Below are 17,588 nucleotides of genomic sequence, written 5' to 3'. Positions count from 1 at the left end.
GGCGGCGGCGGGGGCCGACGGCCGGAACGGCCGCAGCTCACGCGAAGTCGTCGGCCGGCACGGTGGCGTAGCGGCTCATGGTGCGGATGGTCGCCTGCCGGTCCAGCTGCTGGCCGGCGGCGATCATGTCGCGCAGGTCGCGGAAGTACCGCACGTACAGGTCGGGCGTGAAGGTGTTGAGGACGACCGCGGGTTCGTCGCCGTGGTTGGCGAAGGTGTGCGGGGCGCCGGGCGGGACCATCGCGAGCGACCCGGCCGGTGCGACGTGGACGGTGTCGCCGACGGTGAAGTGCACGGTGCCGGAGACGACGTAGAAGCCCTCGTCGTGCTCGGCGTGCCGGTGCTGCGGCGGGCCCTCGGTGTGCGGGGCGATGGTGATCTCACCGATGCCGAGCCGGTGCCCGGTGGTGGCGCCGTCCTCAAGGATGCGCATCCGGGTCCCGCCCAGCTCGATCACCTCGCCGCCGTCGGGGCCGATCACGGAGACCTCGGTCATGGCTGCCAGCTCCTTCACTCATTCGTAAGAGTTCGCTCTCACAAAGGTAGGACGCTCGCTCTCATCATGCAAGTCAACTCTCATGAAGAGAGTCCAGTGCTACGATGAAGGCTGACAGACAGGAAGGAACGGGACGATGACCGCACCGGCCGCCACCGGGCGCAGCAACCAGAAGAAGCGCACCCGCGCGGCGATCATCGCCGCCGCGCGCGACCTCGTCGGGTCCGGCCGCGAGGTGACGATGCCGGAGATCGCCCGCGCCGCGCTGGTCTCCGAGGCCACCGCCTACCGGTACTTCCCCGACCTCGCCTCGCTGATCGGCGAGGCGCTGGCCGGCGCGTGGCCGGAGCCCGCCGACGCGCTGGCGCCGGTCGCCGGGTCGACCGATCCGGTCGAACGCGTCGCGTTCGCCTGCGCGTTCCTGCTGCGCGGCACCCTCGCCCGCCAGGGCGCGGTGCGGGCCATGATCGCGGCCACCATCACCCGCCCCGAGGCGGCGAGCGCCCGGCCGGGCATCCGGTTCGGGCTGATCGAGCACGCCCTCGAACCCGTCCGCGAGGCGTTCCTGGCGGCCGACCCCGAACGGCTCGCCCAGCTCGAACGCGACCTCGCGGTGGCCGTCAGCGCGGAGGCGCTCTTCTGCCTCACCGACCTGTGCGGGCTCGCCCCCGACGCGGCCATCGCCAGCACGGTGCGCACCGCGTCCACCCTGACCGCGGCCGCGCTGCGCACCCTGCCGGACCGGCCCTGACGCCGGCGCGGAGAGGTTCCGCCGCCCTCCGCGCCAGTACGGCCCGCACGCCGCCGCGCCCTGCTCCGTTCAGCGCCCGAACCACACCGTGGTGACGTTGCAGAACGCCCGGATGCCCTGCGCGGACAGCTCCCGGCCGTATCCGGAGCGCTTCACGCCGCCGAAGGGCAGGGCGGGGTGGGAGGCGGTCATCCCGTTGAAGAAGACACCACCGGCTTCGAGGTCGCGGGCGAAGCGGCGCTGCTCGTCCGCGTCGCGGGTCCAGACGTTGGAACTGAGCCCGAACGGCGTGTCGTTGGCGAGCGCGACGGCCGCGTCGAGGTCGGGCACCCGGTAGAGGGTGGCGACCGGGCCGAACGCCTCCTCGCGGTGGATGCGCATCGCGTCGGTGACGCCGGCGAGCACGGTGGGCTCGTAGTACCAGCCGTCGGGGAGCGCCGCGGGGCGGCGGCCGCCGCACAGCGCCTCGGCGCCCCGGGACAGCGCGTCCTGGACCAGTTCCTCCAGGTCGGCGCGGCCCTGCTCGGTGGAGACCGGCCCGACGTCGGTGGACTCGGCGGTCGGATCGCCGACGGTCAGCCGCTCCATGGCCGCCACGAAGCGCTCGGCGAACTCGTCGTACACGTCCTCGTGCACGATGAACCGCTTGGCCGCGATACAGGACTGGCCGTTGTTCTGCACCCGGGCGGTGACGGCGGTGGACGCGGCGGCGTCGAGTTCGGCGGCGGCCGACGGCATCACCACGAACGGGTCGCTGCCGCCGAGTTCGAGCACCGTCGGCTTGATCGCGTCGCCGGCCGCCGCGGCCACCGCGCGGCCGGCGCCCTCGCTGCCGGTGAGGGTGGCGGCGGCCACCCGCGGGTCGCGCACCACATCCTCCACGGCGCCGGAGCCGATCAGCAGCGTCTGGAAGCAGCCCTCGGGGAAGCCCGCCCGGTGGAAGAGGTCGCCGAGGTAGAGCGCGGTCTGCGGGACGTTCGAGGCGTGCTTGAGCAGGCCGGTGTTGCCCGCCATCAGCGCGGGCGCGGCGAAGCGGATCACCTGCCACAGCGGGAAGTTCCACGGCATGACCGCCAGCACGACGCCGAGCGGGCGGTAGCGGACGACCGCTCGGTGCGCGCCGCTGTCGGCCACGTCGGCCGGGTCGGGGTGCTCGTCGGCCAGCAGCCCTTCGGCCCGATCGGCGTACCAGCGCATCGCCTTGGCGCACTTGGCGGCCTCCGCGCGGGCGGCGGCGAGGGTCTTGCCCATCTCCGTGGTCATGGTCCGCGCGATGGTGTCGCGCTCGCTGTCCAGCAGGTCGGCCGCGGCGCGCATCAGTGCGGCCCGGGTGGCGAAGTCGGTCTCGCGGTGCTCCCGGAAGGCGCTCTCCGCCCGGGCGATCCGCTCCTCGACGGCGGCCGCGTCCATCGGCTCGAACGTCTTGAGGGTCCGGCCGGTGGCGGGGTCCACGGTGGCGATGGGCATCTGCTGCTCCTCCTCTGCCCCCCGCTGCGGTGCTGTGCCGTTGTCGTGCCCCTACCCGGGTGCCGTGCCGCTACCCGTACCGGCGCCGGGTGCCCGCGGGCCCGGAGCCATCGTCACCCGCCGCGGCCCGGTCCGCGACAGCACGGGGGCCACCGTGGTGGCGCCCGGGACCGCCGCGCACTCGTGTGCTTCGAGGGACGTTCACCGATTCGTCACACCAGACACATGCTTCTCGGGCTCTACGCGCGGAGAATCAGGTGGCGCACCATGTACCGCACCCGCACGCCCGCTTCCGATGACGGTTCCCCCCTGCACCGCCCCCACCTGGAGGTTGACGGATGCCCGCTTTCCGAGTCCCTGGCACCACCGGCTCGCCCCGCAGATCCCGTACCGCCGACGCCGACCGGGCGCCGCGGCTGCCGCGTGTCCCGCTGGTCCCCCGCAGCCGCGTGCTGGTCGGCGCGATCGCCGCGCTGGGCGCGGTGGCCGCGCTCGGCGGTCTGGGGCTGTCCGGCGGCAGCGCGCAGGCCGCGGCCGACCCGCGGACCGGGGCCGCCCCGGCCGCCGCCGCGACCCACCGCGTGCTGTTCGACAACACGAAGGCCGAGACGGCCGGCAACGCCGACTGGATCATCAGCACCAGCCAGCCCGACCCGCTGGGCGAGAACTCCTCGCCGAGCAAGGAGACCGACTGGACCGGCGCGCTGTCGTCGTGGGGCGTGGCCCTGCAGAAGGCCGGCGGCTACCAGTTGGCGACGCTGCCGTCCGGCAAGACCATCACCTACGGCGACTCCTCCAACCCGCAGGACCTGAGCAACTTCGACGAGTTCGTGCTCGACGAGCCCAACACCCAGCTGAGCGCCGCCGAGAAGACCGCGGTGATGACGTTCGTCAAGAACGGCGGCGGCCTGTTCCTGATCTCCGACCACAACGGCAGCGACCGGAACAACGACGGCTACGACTCGCCGAAGGTGATCAACGACCTGCTGACCAGCAACGGGGTGGACAACTCCGACCCGTTCGGCTTCTCCGTGGACCTGCTCGACATCAGCACCGACACCCCCAAGGCGATCAGCGACAGTTCCGACCCGGTGCTGCACGGCCCGTTCGGCACCGTGACTGGCAGCATCATCGCGGACGGCACCACCTTCACCCTCAAGCCGGCCGACAACTCGGCCGTCAAGGGGCTGCTGTACCGCACGGGTTACTCCGGCAACACCGGCGCGTTCTTCGTCACCAGCACCTTCGGCAGCGGCCGGGTGGCGATCTGGGGTGACAGCTCGCCGGTCGACGACGGCACCGGCCAGTCGGGCAACACCCTGTACGACGGGTGGAACGACACGCGCGGCACCGACGCGGCCCTCGCGCTCAACGCCACCGCGTGGCTGGCCGGCGGCGGCAGCGGCGGCACCACCGGAGGCACCAGCTCCGGCACGTCGTCAGGCACGTCGTCCGGCACCTCCTCCGGTACGTCCTCGGGCACGTCGTCCGGCTCCACCACCGGCTCCACCACGGGCGGTTCGGGCGGCTGCACCTCCGCGCAACTGCTCGCCAACCCGGGCTTCGAGTCGGGCAACACGGGCTGGACGGCGAGCAGCAAGGTGATCACGAACGCCACCGCGGAGGCCGCGCACACCGGCTCGTACAAGGCGTGGCTGGACGGCTACGGCACCGCCACCAACGACACGTTGTCACAGAGCGTGTCCATCCCGTCCGGCTGCTCCGCCTCGTTGAGCTACTGGCTGCACATCGACACCGCGGAGACGGGCACGACGGCGTACGACACGCTGACCGCGCAGGTGCTCAACTCCTCGGGCACGGTGCTGTCCACGCTGGCGACGTACTCCAACACGAACGCGGCGGCCGGCTACACGCAGCGCAGCTTCGACCTGAGCGCGTACGCGGGTCAGACGGTGACGGTGAAGTTCACCGGCGTGGAGGGGTCGAAGCTCCAGACCTCGTTCGTCATCGACGACACGGCGCTGAACGTGAGTTGAGCACGGGTCAGGCGGTGGGGTCGGTGTCGGTGACCCCGCCGCCGCCCCCGCCGCCCTCCCCCTCGGCCCTCTCGCCGTCCTCGCCGTCCTCGCTGTCCTCGCCGTCCTCGCCGTCCTCGGGGCCGAACTCGCACCACACGGCCTTGCCGTCGCCGCGCGGTTCGACGCCCCAGTTGTCGGCGAGCGCGTCGATCATCAGCAGGCCGCGGCCGGAGGTGGCGGCCTCGCCGGGGGTACGGCGGCGCGGCCAGACGCTGGAGCGGTCCTGCACGGACAGCCGGACCCGGCGCACCGGTTCCGGCAGCACTTCGAGGGTGAGGACGGCGCCGCCCTCCGTGTGCAGCAGGACGTTGACGAGCAGTTCGCCGGCGGCCAGCTCGATGTCGTCGGACAGGTCGTCCAGCTCCCAGGCGGTGAGGGCCTGGCGCAGCGCGAGCCGGGCGTCGGCCAGCCCCTCGGGGTCGGCCTGGTGGACGTACTGGTGGATGCGGGGCGCGCGGGTGGTGCCGGGGTCCGGGGAGCGGCGCAGGATGAGCAGCGCGACGTCGTCGTTGGAACCCCAGCGCTGCCAGAGGTTGTCGGCGAGGTGGTCGGCCAACTCCTCGGCGCGCTGCGGGCCGTGGTGGACGGCCTCGGCGAGCGCCTCCATGCCGATGGTGATGTCCGCGTCGCGCTCCTCGACCAGGCCGTCGGTGCAGAACACCAGGGTCTCGCCGGGGACCAGGTCGAGCCGGGTCTCGGGGAACTCCTGGAGGTCGAACGAGGTGGCCAGGCCCAGCGGGAGGCCGCCGCGGACGTTCGGCCAGCCGGTACGCCCGTCGGTGTGCCGGATCAGCGGGCCGAGATGGCCGGCCCTCGCGGTCCACAACGTGCCGGTGGTGAGGTCGAGTTGGGCGTATCCGCAGGTGGCGAAGCGCTCGGTGTCGAGTTCGGCGAGGAAGCGGGAGGCCCGGGCCAGCACGGTGGACGGCGGGTGTCCCTCGGCGGCGTAGGCGCGCAGGGCGATCCTCAACTGGCCCATCACGGCAGCCGCGTGGGTGTCGTGCCCCTGGACGTCGCCGACCACCAGGCCGACCCGGTTCTGCGGCAGCGCCACGACGTCGTACCAGTCGCCGCCGACCTCCCGGCCGCTGGAGGCGGCGTGGTAGCGCACCGCGATCTCGGCGCCGTCGAAGCGCGGGACGTGCCGGGGCAGCATCGTGGCCTGGAGTCCGGTGGCGAACTCGCGTTCCTGGTCGAAGAGGATGGCGCGCTGCAGGGACTGGGCGAGGATGCCGGCCAGCGCCGCGCACAGCTCCCGGTCCTCGCGGCTGAACCGGGTGCGGCCGCGGTAGAAGAGGGCGAGCCCGCCGATGGAGTGGGACTGGGCGATCAGCGGGAGGAAGGCGCAGGCGTCCATCCCGATCTTCTCGACGAACGGGCGCGCCAGCGGGAAGCGGGCCTCCAGTTCGTCGTTGTCGGCGAAGAACTGGGGCTGCTGGGTCAGCACGGTGTCGGCGAGCGGCAGTGACTCGATCAGCCGGACCGGCTTGAACGAGGGCACCCCGCGCATGAGTTCGCCGGCCGTGGCGACGAACCTCATGTTGCTGCCCTCCACCAGCGAGAGGGTCAGCCCGTCCGCGCGGAACCGCTCGACGCCCCCGACGCCGGTCAGTACGGCGGTGACGTCGTCGATGGTGACGGCGTGCGAGAGCGCCTCGGTGATACGGCCGACGATCGAGGAGAAGCTGTGGCGCGGCGGCACCTCGCCCTCGGCGGGGGCGGCGGCGGGCGGGGCCTGGGTGAGGTCGTCGGTGGCGTCCCTGACGATGCCGACGACGCGGTGCGCGTAGCCGTGCTCGTCGCGCAGGATCGTGCCCTGGGTGTGGGTCCACTGCTTGACGCCGTCCCGGCGGGTGATCTGGAAGTAGCCGCCGTAGCTGCGCCGGCCGGACTGCATGGCGCGGCGCAGCTCGCGGTCGATCCGGTCGCCCTCCTCGTGGGTGACGCGCAGCACCAGCGCGTCGGGGCTGCGGTTGAACTCCTCGGGCCGCAGGTCGAACACGCGCAGCCCCGCCTCGTCGAGGTCGAAGACGCCCTGGTCGAGGTCCCAGTCGAAGCTGCCCATGCCGTTCATGGCGAGCCGCTCCTCCGGGCCGATCGCCGGGGAGACGGGACGGCCGGAGGCGGAGGGGCCCACGCGGGGGTCGTAGCGGCCGCGGGCCAGGCGCTTGCGAGCTGTCATCCAACTGCTCCGGGGTCGGGCCGGGGGCCGGGGACCACGTACGCGCGACGCATCACCAGGGTGACTTCGTCACTTTCGGGGACGTTTATCGCTTTTGCCGGAATGATGGTCATCATGGCCATTATCACCCGATGACGGACGGGATGTGCGGGGGCGGCCGTGCGGGCGGTCCGAGGGAGGGGGCGGGGGTGGCGACGGCGGCGAGCCGACGGTGGGGCCGAGGGGCGCGAGGAGGGTCGGGGTGAGGACGCGCAGCGCGACCAGGCCGGGGCGGGCGGGCCACGGGACGGGCGCCTCGACGCCGGGAAAGTGCTCCACCAGCGCGTCGAAGACCCGGTAGGCGCTGGCCTCGTCCCGGGCGGTGATCACGACATGGGCGAGGCCGTCGGCGCCGCCGAGGCGCTGCGCGGGGACTCTGCGGTCCATGGGCACGGGTTCGGCTCCCTTCCTCGGGATGGGGTTGCCCGGAGGGACATGGCGGATGGGGACACGGTTGCCGATCCTCACCGGGTTCACCCGCACGGGCCGCGGGCGGCATGCCCGCGGAGGCATCGGGTAAGCGACAGGGCGTCGATCGCGGGGCGCGTTCGCGTCCCGTGCCGTACCGACCTGGGAGGACATGATGACCGAGCCATTCCCGACGCCGACGCCGCCGCGCCCCGGCGGCCCCTCGCCGGGTCCGGACCCGACGCCGGGACCCGGACCCGGACCCAGCCCCGTACCGAACCCCACGCCGAACCCGGTGCCCGGGCCGGCTCCCGATCCCGTTCCGACGCCTCCCGGCCCCGAGCCGACACCGCCCTCCCCCGCGCCGGACCCGATCCCGCCGACGCCCCAGCCCGAGCCGGCCGCGCCCCCGCTGCAGTGAGGCGCGTGTGCGAGGGTGGGGGGCGTGACCGAACGACCACTGCTCGTCGTCGACGGCGCGAACGTGGTCGGCTCCGTGCCGGACGGTTGGTGGCGCGACCGGTACGCGGCCGCCGAGCGCCTGCGTGACGCTCTCGTGCCCTACGCGACCGCCGGGCTTCCCGCGGACGGCCCCGCGCCGCCCTGGACGGTCGGCGTCCCCCTGGACGTGGTCCTCGTCGTGGAGGGCGCGGCCCGCGGGGTCGGCTCCGTCCCCGGTGTGACGGTCCGCTCCGCGCCGGGCAGCGGTGACGACCTCATCGCCGAGGTGGCGGCGGAGGCCCGCGCAGGCGAAAGCGGCCACGGGGGCGGAGCCCGTCGCTGTCTCGTGGTCACCGCCGACCGCGGCCTCCGCTCCCGCGTGGTCGCCGTGGGCGCCGACGTCACGGGCCCCCGCACGGTGAGACGGCGCCCCTGACCCCCCGGGCTGCCCCTTTCCCGGCCCCGGGACCACCCGCGCCCCTGGGTTGTGCCCCTCCTTCCGCGGAAGGACCCGAAGCAATCCAGGGGCGCGGGGAACTGCGCGACAAGCCCACCACCGGCGGGTGGTCCCTCAGCCGACAGGACGGGGCAACCCGGGGGGTCAGGGCACCCTCAGGGGGACCGACATTGCGTCGGCGGGGCGCGGCCTGGTAGGACTGCGACGCACCGCTACGTCACATGTTCGAGACCGCGGACGGGGGTTCACGTGGTCGGAACGGCCGTCACCCGCGCACCGCGCCGCCTTCCCGCGGCAGCGAGACGCTCGACGCAGCACGGCCTGGTGCTGGCCGCGGTCGCGGTGACCGTACTCCTGTGCGCGACCGCCCTCGCAACTCTCGTGACGCTGGCGGGGCGTTCGGTGGAGTCCGAGGCGGACCGGCGGCTGGCCGCCGACCTCGACGCGCAGGTGTCGGTCAACGCGTCGTTCCGGGCCGGGGGGATGGCGGCCGCCGACCGGAGCGTACGGGCCGCCGCCGCGAGGGTCTTCGGGAGCGTGCCGCAGCGAACGTCCGTGGGGTTACTGGGCACTTCGGCGGTGTCGGTGACCGGTGTCGACGGCGTCGAGGGGCCGCCGCGCGGGCCCGGCGGCAGCGGGCTGCACCCGGTCGCGGTGCAGGACCCGGGCAGGTACGGGCAGTTGGTCGCGGGGAGTTGGCCGGCCGGCACGGCGGACGCCCCGGCCGGCGCGTTCACCTCGCTGCCCGAGGTCCGCGTCTCCACGGGTTCGACGGCCCCGGTGGACGCCGCCGTGCCCCAGCCGCTGGCCGAGCGCCTGAAGCTCCACCCGGGTTCGCGCGTACGGTTGAAGGACGCCGCCGGACGCACCATGACGTTGCGGATCTCCGGCGTCTTCCGGGCGGCCGGAGCCGTCGGGTTCTGGCCCGCGATGGCCGGTGACCTGACCGAGGGTGAGAGCAGCAGCCAGCAGTTGCTGGTGGTCTCCGCGGCGGCCCTGAACGGAAGCGCCGTGCTGAACGGGCACGTGACGGCCCGCTGGAGCGTACAGCCGGACTTCTCCCACCTCGGCTCGGGAGACCTGGCGGGACTGCACGACCGGGTGCGCGGCTTCACCGGCAGCCAGAGCGACGTGTCGGTGTTCCACGGGCAGCGGCCGTCGTTGGACGACCTGGCGGTGTCCTCGGGCCTTCCGGAGGCGATCGACGACCTGGAAGTGCCGACCGTGGCGGCCCGGTCCGCGCTGTACCTGCCGAGCGTGATGCTGGCCGTCCTCGCGCTCGCCACCCTCCTGCTGACCGCCCGTCAGATGACCGTGCGCCGGCGCGACGAGTTGGCGCTCCAGCAGGCCAGGGGCGCGGGCACCCCGCGGCTGCTGCGCGGCGCGGCGGCCGAATGGGCGGTCACCGGGGTACCGGCCGCGGTCGCGGCACCGTACCTGGCCGGGCTGCTGCACCCCGGCAGCCGCGGCGCCGACGCCTGGGCGGCAGTGGGTCTGGCCCTGCTGGTGCACGCCGCGGCGGTCCTGCTGCCGGTCCTGCCGACGGTGCGGCTGCGGGCGGGCCGGGGCGCGCGGGCGGCCGTCGCGCAGCGGTGGGGCGCCGATCTGGCGCTGCCGGCCGTCGCGATCCTGGGGTTCCTGGAACTGCGGCGGCACCGCTCGCTGATCGCGGGCGGAATCGGCGGCGTGTCCGTGGACCCGGTGATGGTCCTGGTCCCGGCCGTGGCGAGCGGGGCCGCCGCGCTCCTGCTGCTGCGGCTGCTGCCGCTGACCTCCCGGCTGCTGGACGCGTTCGGCCGCCGGGGCCGCGGGCTGGTCCCCGCGCTGGCCGGGTGGCAGTTGAGCCGGCGCGCCGCGCGGAACGCCGGCCCGGTGGTGCTGATGTGCCTGGCCGTGTCGGTGAGCGCCTTCGCCACCACCGCGCTGGCGTGCCTGGGCGGTCTGGCCTCCGAGCAGGCCGCGTTCACGGTCGGCGCGGACGTCAGGATCGATCCGGGCCAGGACAACGACTACCCCGCCGAGGTGCTGGGCGCCGCCTATCGGGCGCTGCCCGCGGTGACGGCCGTGACGCCGGTGACCCAGGTGACGGTGAACCTGCCCGGCGGGACCGGCGAGGAGCTGGACGCCACCATCGGCGGGGCCGTCCCCGGCACGTCCACGGCGCCTGGTACGGCCTCCCCAACCGGTACGTCCACCCCGACCGCGTACGGGATCACCCTCCCGGGGCGGCCGACCACGCTGCTGCTGGACGAGAAGCTGAGCAGCGACGGCAACACCGCGCCGCCCCACCTGGAACTGGTCGTGCAGGACGCGGCCGGACTGGACAGCACCCTGTCCACCGCCCTGCCCGCCGCCGACGGCGCCCGGCACACCCTCGCGATCCCCCTGGACGTCGCGCTCGGCGGCGGCCGCCCGCGCGCGTACCCGCTGACGGTGACCGCGATCAACGTCCTGCCGCAGGTGGGGGTGGCGCCCGCCCGGCTGGACCTGGACCTGCTCCGGATCGGCTCGCGCGGCACCGCGGACAGCTGGGCCGCTCCCCTGCCGCGGGGGCAGGTGTGGAGCGACGGCACCGCGGCCGCCGCGGACGCCGCCGCGGGAGCCTGCCGGGGGGACACGTCCGGCGCGTACGTCTACGGCTTCCCGGGGGTGTGCTCGATCCGCGCCGGCGGCTCCGCCGTCCTGCGGACCACGATCAGCACCGGTCAGCGGACTCCGGGCGGGGACGCCACCGACGGCGCCGACGACGACAGGACCCAGCCCGACAGTGAGGTGCGGATGCTGGCCGGGCCCGCCGGCGGGCCGGCGCCGCTTCCCGTGCGCGCCGACGCGCAGGCACTGCGCGAGGGCCACCTCACCGTGGGCAGCGCCACCACGCTGGACCTGGGCGGCGGCGCCCCGGTGCCCGCCAAGGTCGTGGGCCGGGTCGGCTCGCCGCGCGGACTGGGCAGCGGGCAGGGGCATCTGATCGCCGACCAGCGCCTGCTCGCCGGCGCCCTCACCCGCGCCGGTGCCCCGCAGCAGGACCCGGCGTTCTGGTGGATCAGCAGCACCGACAGCGCGCGCACGGCCGCCGCCGTGCGGGCGCAGCCCGCGCTGGGCCGGGTGACCACCACGGCGCAGGCCGCCGCGGCGCTGCGGTCCGACCCGTTCCGCAGCGGGCTGCGCCGGGTACTGGAGCTGGTGCGCGACCTGGCGCCCTGCTTCGCGGTCATCGCCTTCACCGTCCACGCGGTGATCTCCGCCCGGCAGCGCCGCAAGGAGTTCGCGCTGCTGCGGGCGATCGGCGTCGGTTCCGGACGGCTGGCCGCGCTGCTGGGTACGGAGCAGGTCGGTCTGGCGCTGTTCGCGGTGATCCCGGGGGCGTTGATGGGCATGGGGCTGGCGTCGGCGGTGCTGCCGCTGGTCACCGTGGACGACAGCGGGCAGGCACCGTATCCGCCGCTGCCGCTGGTCATGCCCTGGCGGACCGTGGCGCTGACCGCGGTGGCGACCGCGCTCGCCGTCAGCGCGGTCGTGCTGGCGCTGGCCCGGCTGCTGGCCCGGGTGGACCTGGTGCGCGTGCTGCGGGCGGGGGAAGACCGTTGAGGCGCGCCACCGGGCAGGACCGGACCGGGCGGACCGCGCGACGCGTCCCGGGCGGGGGCAGGGGTACGGACACGGGTGCGGGTACCGCCGCGGATACGAATACGGGGCCGGGTCCCGCCGCAGGTCCGGGTCCGGGTCCGGGCAGGCGCACGGGTGCGGCGATGACGCTGCGCCTGGTCCGCAAGGAGGCCCGGGGCGATCTGCCGCTGCTCGCCTGCCTGGCGGTGCTGGTCCTGGTGCTGGCGGGCATGTGCGCGTGGGCCCCCTCGCTCGCGGGCCGCCAGGAGGACCGGGCGCTACGGCAACGCGTCGCCGCCGCGCAGGCCGGCGCCCCCCTGATCACCTTGAGCACCGTGCCGGAGGTCTTCAACTCCGGCCCGCCGGCCCTGGACATGGCCACCCTGCTCGGCGACGGCCGCACCCTGTCCCACCGGCTCAGCGGCTCCGCGGCGCGGCATCTCAGCTTCGCCGGCAGCGGCGGCTACGACTACAACCCGGCCACCCTCACCTCCCCGCTCCCACCCGGGGAGACGGGCAGCAGCACCACACTGGCGATCAGCCACCTGCCGGACGCGCGGGCGCATCTGCGCTACGTCAGCGGCCACGCGCCGGCCGACCGCACGCCGATCGGCGCGGCGCCGCAGATCGGCCTGTCGCAGGCCACCGCGCAGGCACTGGGAGTTCGGACCGGCAGCCGGCTCGGCGTCGAGTTCGCCCGGGTGCCGGCCCTGCAGAGGTCGCCCGACGCGCGGCTGGTGGTGAGCGGGATCTTCCGGACCGCGGCCGGCGCCGACGACTTCTGGGGCAACCGGCCGTCGCTGGTCCAGCCCTCCCGCCACCCGGCCCAGCACGCCGGCGGCACGGTGCTCGCCGTCAGCGGCCTGGTCGGCACCGACGCCGCCGACCGGCTGGCCGCGGCCGGGGTGCCCGGCCCTTCGGTGACCTGGCAGCTGCGGGCCGACCTGCGCCAGTCGGCGCTCGACCGGGCCCGCGCGCTGAGCGGCCCGCTGTCCCGCTACGGCACGGACCTGGACCGGGCCCTGTGCCGCGGGACCGACGCGTACACCGGCGGCGAGAGCTGCGCGGTCGGCAGCCAGCACACGGGACCGCTGACGGTCACCGACGCGCTGACACCGCTCGTCGGCACCTTCACCGCGCAGGACCACCAGGCCCGCGGGCTCGCCACGTTCGCCGTCGACGCGCTGGCCGCGGTCGCGCTGGCCACCACGGCGGTCGCCGTACGGCTGCTGCTGCGCCGGCGGAAGGCGCACCTGCGGCTACAGCGTGCGCGCGGCGCCTCCACGGCGCGGCTGGTCCTGCTGCGCAGTGCCGTGGCATGGCCAGTGGTGGTGATCGCCGCGCTGCTCGGCTGGGCGGGCGGCCGCCTGCTCGCTCCCACCGGGGTCTCCGGGACTCCGCGACCGCTGTCCGCGGCCGTGCTCGCCGCGACCGCGGCGCTGACGGTGTCGCTGCTGACCTGGCTCGCGGTCCGCGAACCGCCCCGGCCACGACGGACCGCCCGCCGGCGTCGTACCCGCCGGCCCGTCGCCGGCCGCCGGCGCGTGGTCGTGGAGGTCACCGTGCTGCTCGCGGCGGCTGCCGGCGTGGCCGCGCTGAGGTCGCAGGGGCCCGACTGGGTGCTGGGCGCGGTGCCGGTGCTGCTGGCCCTGGCCACCGTGCTGATCCTGCTGCGGCTCTACCCGCTCGCCCTGCGGCTGCTGCTCCTGCGGGCCCGCCGCGGCAAGGGCACCGTGGGCTTCATCGGAGCGGCCCGGGCCGCGCACGACGCCCCGGCGACCGGGCTGGCCCTGTTCGTGCTGGTCCTGACGCTGGGCACGGCCGTGTTCGGCGGGCTCGTGCAGCGGACGATCGGCGACGGCCTGGCGGCGGGCGCAGCCTGGAGCACCGGCGCCGACGCCTCCGCGACCACCGCCGGGGACACCGCGCCCGCACCGGACGCGCTGACCGGCACGAGCGGGATACGTACCGCCCTCCAGCATCTGCACGCGCTGGATCTGGTCGGGCAGGCCGACGGCGCCGAGATCCCGTCGGTCGCGGTGATCACCGTGGAGCCCCGGCAACTGGCGGCCCTCGCCCCGCACTCGCCGCTGGCCCGCACCCTGCGGTCCGCGCTGACCGGCCCGGCGGGCACCACCGCGGGCGCGGGCGTCCCGCTGCCGTCCGTCGTGTCGCCCGCCCTGCGGGCGCGCGAGCGCACCGGCGGCTTCACCTCCACCGTCGAGGACCACGGCCGTCCGCCCGTGCAGCTGGCCCTGGACCCCGTCGGCACCCTCAGCGCCGCGGACCTGCGCGACCCCCTGCTGGGCCCGATCACGGCACAACTCGCGCCCGGGACACCGCTGCTGATCACCGCCGCCTCCGCCGACCACCTCATGCCGCAGCAGTCCTCCGGGACCACCGTGCTGCTGCTCCAGGGCGACGGTCCCGGCACCAGCACGGCGGCCCTCCGGTCGGCGGCGGCCAGGGCGCTCGGGCCGCTGGCAACGGTCCGCACCCGTTCCGGGACGCTCAGCGCCCTGCGCGACGACGGCCTGACCCGCGGCCTGGAGAACGTCTACGCCACCGCTTCGGTTCTCGCCGCCCTGTCCGGCCTGCTCGCGGTGGCCCTGGAACTGATCCTCACCTCGCACGAACGCAGCCGCACCACCTCGTTCCTGCGGACGCTCGGTCTCAGCGGCAAGGCGGCCGGGGCGCTGCACTTCCTGCAGATGCTCCCGCTCGCGGCGGCCGCGGCCGTGGGCGGCACCCTGGTCGGCGTGGTCGAACCACGGCTCATGGCGCCGACGCTGAACCTGCGCCAGTTCACCGGCGGCGCCACGCAACCGGCGCTGCGCACCGACTACGCGCTGACCCTCGCCCTGGTCGGCGGCGTGGTCCTGCTGATCCTGGTCGCGGCGGCCACGGAGACCGTCCTCGCCCGCAGGCGCCGCCTGGGCGCGGTGCTACGCCTCGGCTGACGGCGGCGGCACGTGGCCGGTCCCGTCGCCCTCCGCGTCGGCGGCCGCCTTCGCCTGGCGCGCGGCCGTGTCCGGCCACACGCCGACGTGATCGGACTCCAGGGCGAGCCGCACCCGCTTGCGCAGGTGCAGGCGCTCGGTGAACTCGCGCGGTATCTGCAACCGCCCGTTGCGGTCCAGCACCGCGTACTCCTCGGAGGTGAGGGCCTCGACGCCGTCCGCGCCGGTGGCGACCCGCCGCAGCACCTCGGTCGAGGTACGGCCGTTGCGTATCCGGACGGTGCGCTGGACCTGTTCGGACACCAGCGTGTCGTGGGTGACCACGATCACGGTGACGCCCAGTTCCTCGTTGGCCCGCCGCAGCGCGGCGAAGATCTCGTCGCTGGTGGCGGTGTCGAGTTCGCCGGTGGGCTCGTCGGCGAAGAGCACCCGGGGCTCGTTGGCGTTGGCGACTGCGATGGCGACCCGCTGCTGCTCGCCGCCGGACAGCGCGTCGGGGGTGCGGTCCCGGCAGTGGCCGACGCCGAGCAGGTCGAGCAGTTCCTCGGCGCGGGCCCGGCGCCCGGAGCGCCGCACCCCGGTGTAGGTCATCGGCAGCATCACGTTCTCGGCCGCCGAGAGGTACGGCAGCAGGTTGCGGGCGGTCTGCTGCCAGACGAACCCCACGGTGGAGCGCCGGTACTCCAGCCGGGCGCGGCGCTTCATCGCCAGCAGGTCGTGCCCGGCGACCTCGGCGGAGCCCGCGGTGGGCACGTCCTGGCCGGAGAGTATGCCCAGCAGGGTGGACTTGCCGGAGCCGGACGCCCCGATCACCGCGATCATCTCGCCCTCGGCCACGGCCAGGTCCAGGCCCTGGAGCGCCTGGACCTCCACGCCCTCGGTCTGGTAGATCCGCACCAGGTTCTCGCACACGACCAGGCCCTCGTCCCGGTCCGGCACCGCGGCCGCGGCAGCCCGTCGCGTCAACTCCGCCAAGTCCGGTGCACCGGCTGTCCGTTCACGAGCGGCCACGGCCGTCCCCCCGGGTGAAGTCGCGATCCGACAGCGGCAAGGGTAGTCCCGGGGGCGACGTGACGAGGCGCCGCACGTATCCAGGAGCGCGGGGAACCGCGCGAGGCCGCCGCCCGCGTAAGGTCCCGGACCCGACAGAGCCGGGCAGCCCCGCAGGTCAGGGCGCCCTCAGAACAGGGAGCACCGGGTCCGAAATGCGCCAGCCGGAGCACGGCCGGCAGGCGATACTGGGAACCATGGCGACGGAAGAGGGCAACTACGAGGCCGTCCGAAGCCGAGACGCACGGTTCGACGGCCTCTTCTTCTTCGCGGTGTCGACCACCGGCATCTACTGCCGCCCGAGCTGCCCCGCGGTCACCCCGAAACGGGAGAACGTCTCGTTCTTCGCGACGGCCGCGGCGGCCCAGTCCGCGGGCTTCCGCGCGTGCCGCCGGTGCCGCCCGGACGCCGTGCCGGGCTCCGCGGACTGGAACGCGCGTGCCGACGTGGTCGGCCGGGCGGTACGGCTGATCGGCGACGGCGTGGTGGACCGGGAGGGCGTCGCGGGCCTGGCCGCACGGCTCGGGTACAGCGCCCGCCAGGTCCAGCGCCAGCTCAACGCGGAACTCGGCGCCGGCCCGATCGCGCTGGCCAGGGCCCAGCGCGGCCACACCGCGCGGGTGCTGCTGCAGACCACGTCCCTGCGGGCCGCGGACATCGCGTTCGCCGCCGGCTTCGCCAGCGTGCGGCAGTTCAACGAGACGATGCGGGAGATCTACGCTTCCACGCCGACCCAGTTGCGCTCGGCCCGGGCGAACTCCGGTGGCCGGAAGGGCGAGTTGGGGCCCGACGGCGCGGCCGGGGTGCCGCTGCGGCTGGCGTACCGGGGCGCCTACGACAGCGGGCAGGTCTTCGACTACCTGGCGGCGCGCACGGTCGCGGGGGTGGAGGAGGTGGTGGGCCAGGCCGCGGGCCCGTCCGGGCCGGGCCGCACCCACGGCCGCACCTACCGCCGGACCCTGCGGCTGCCGCACGGCGCGGGCGTCGCGGAGGTGTCCGAACAGGCCGGCACGGGACGCTGGTTGGCATGCCGACTGCACCTGGAGGACCTGCGGGACCTGACGACCGCGACGCAGCGGATGCGGCGGCTGTTCGATCTGGACGCGGACCCGTACGCGGTCGCCGAACGGCTCTGCGCTGACGAGGAGTTGGCCCCGCTGGTGGCGCGGCGCCCGGGCATCCGCTCACCGGGGGCGGCGGACCCCGAGGAACTGGCGGTGCGCGCGGTGCTGACCGAAGGGCTGACGGCCGCCCGCGCCCGGCGGGCCACCGACCGACTCGCCTCCTGCTACGGGCAGTCGCTCCCCGCACCGAGCGGCGGGCTGGCGCTGCTCTTCCCGCGCCCGGCCGACCTGGTGGACGCCGACCTGGCGGCGGTGGACGTGCCGGACGAGCGGCGGGCCGCGGTACGCGCGGTCTCCCGTGCGCTGGCGTCGGGCGCGGTACGACTGGACCCGGGCGCGGACCGCAACGAGGCCGAACGGGCCCTGCTGGCACTGCCGGGCGTGCGCCCCTGGACGGCGGGCTACATACGGATGCGGGCCTTGGGCGACCCCGATGTCCTGCTGGAGCCGGCCGTGGCGGGCGCGGCCCGCTGGCGGCCGTGGAGTTCGTACGCGACCCACCACCGCTGGCGCTCGGCGTCCGCGGAACGGGCGGAACGGGCGCCCCAGCGCACGGCCTGAACCGGCG

At 75.1% G+C, this 17,588-nt stretch carries 11 protein-coding genes; 6 read left to right on the top strand and 5 right to left on the bottom strand.

Annotation, left to right across the window (positions count from 1 at the left end; translation table 11 throughout):
- Positions 1-37 precede the first annotated feature (37 nt).
- Entirely contained in the window at positions 38-496 is a 459-nt protein-coding gene (locus tag OG896_RS34960; RefSeq protein WP_329371819.1) for a cupin domain-containing protein, read from the bottom strand.
- 136 nt (positions 497-632) lie between these two features.
- Here OG896_RS34960 and OG896_RS34955 point away from each other — a divergent pair, with 136 nt between their 5' ends.
- A complete protein-coding gene (locus OG896_RS34955; protein ID WP_329371817.1) occupies positions 633-1,247 on the top strand; it encodes a TetR/AcrR family transcriptional regulator in 615 nt (204 codons plus the stop codon).
- Between the two features lie 69 nt (positions 1,248-1,316).
- Here the strand turns inward: OG896_RS34955 and OG896_RS34950 are convergent, their stop codons facing one another.
- Positions 1,317-2,714 carry an NADP-dependent succinic semialdehyde dehydrogenase gene (locus tag OG896_RS34950; RefSeq protein WP_329371815.1) on the bottom strand — a complete coding sequence of 466 codons (1,398 nt, stop codon included), beginning with the start codon at positions 2,712-2,714 and terminating at the stop codon, positions 1,317-1,319.
- A gap of 338 nt (positions 2,715-3,052) precedes the next feature.
- Between OG896_RS34950 and OG896_RS34945 the strand changes: the two genes are divergently transcribed.
- On the top strand, positions 3,053-4,711 hold the full coding sequence (locus tag OG896_RS34945; RefSeq protein WP_329371813.1) for a hydrolase: 1,659 nt from the start codon (positions 3,053-3,055) through the stop codon (positions 4,709-4,711).
- Positions 4,712-4,718: 7 nt separating this feature from the next.
- Here OG896_RS34945 and OG896_RS34940 read toward each other — a convergent pair whose 3' ends face one another.
- On the bottom strand, positions 4,719-6,935 hold the full coding sequence (locus tag OG896_RS34940; protein WP_443057198.1) for a SpoIIE family protein phosphatase: 2,217 nt from the start codon (positions 6,933-6,935) through the stop codon (positions 4,719-4,721).
- Positions 6,936-7,004: 69 nt separating this feature from the next.
- Positions 7,005-7,361: a hypothetical protein gene (locus OG896_RS34935; protein WP_329371811.1), complete on the bottom strand. Its 357-nt coding sequence runs from the start codon at positions 7,359-7,361 to the stop codon at positions 7,005-7,007.
- Between the two features lie 466 nt (positions 7,362-7,827).
- Between OG896_RS34935 and OG896_RS34930 the strand changes: the two genes are divergently transcribed.
- From OG896_RS34930 to OG896_RS34920, 3 genes are all read left to right on the top strand, one after another.
- Positions 7,828-8,259, top strand: coding sequence for an NTP pyrophosphohydrolase (locus OG896_RS34930; RefSeq protein ID WP_329371809.1), 432 nt, complete (start codon positions 7,828-7,830; stop codon positions 8,257-8,259).
- Between the two features lie 270 nt (positions 8,260-8,529).
- Positions 8,530-11,868 (top strand): ABC transporter permease, encoded by a 3,339-nt coding sequence (locus OG896_RS34925; protein ID WP_329371807.1) that lies wholly within the window; start codon positions 8,530-8,532, stop codon positions 11,866-11,868.
- A 161-nt stretch (positions 11,869-12,029) separates the two neighbouring features.
- Positions 12,030-14,846 (top strand): hypothetical protein, encoded by a 2,817-nt coding sequence (locus OG896_RS34920; protein WP_329371805.1) that lies wholly within the window; start codon positions 12,030-12,032, stop codon positions 14,844-14,846.
- Here the strand turns inward: OG896_RS34920 and OG896_RS34915 are convergent.
- Positions 14,832-15,821 (bottom strand): ABC transporter ATP-binding protein, encoded by a 990-nt coding sequence (locus OG896_RS34915; RefSeq protein ID WP_329371803.1) that lies wholly within the window; start codon positions 15,819-15,821, stop codon positions 14,832-14,834. The genes OG896_RS34920 and OG896_RS34915 overlap by 15 nt on opposite strands.
- A 272-nt stretch (positions 15,822-16,093) precedes the next feature.
- On the opposite strand from OG896_RS34915, the gene OG896_RS34910 reads away from it, so the two are divergent.
- Positions 16,094-17,581, top strand: a complete 1,488-nt coding sequence (locus OG896_RS34910) for a DNA-3-methyladenine glycosylase 2 family protein (RefSeq protein WP_329371801.1) — start codon at positions 16,094-16,096, stop codon at positions 17,579-17,581.
- Positions 17,582-17,588: the final 7 nt, after the last annotated feature.

The organism is Streptomyces sp. NBC_00669, from assembly GCF_036226785.1.
Lineage (GTDB): Bacteria > Actinomycetota > Actinomycetes > Streptomycetales > Streptomycetaceae > Actinacidiphila.
Note: the sequence above shows the minus strand (reverse complement) of the source record. Positions and strands in the feature narration are given on the sequence as shown.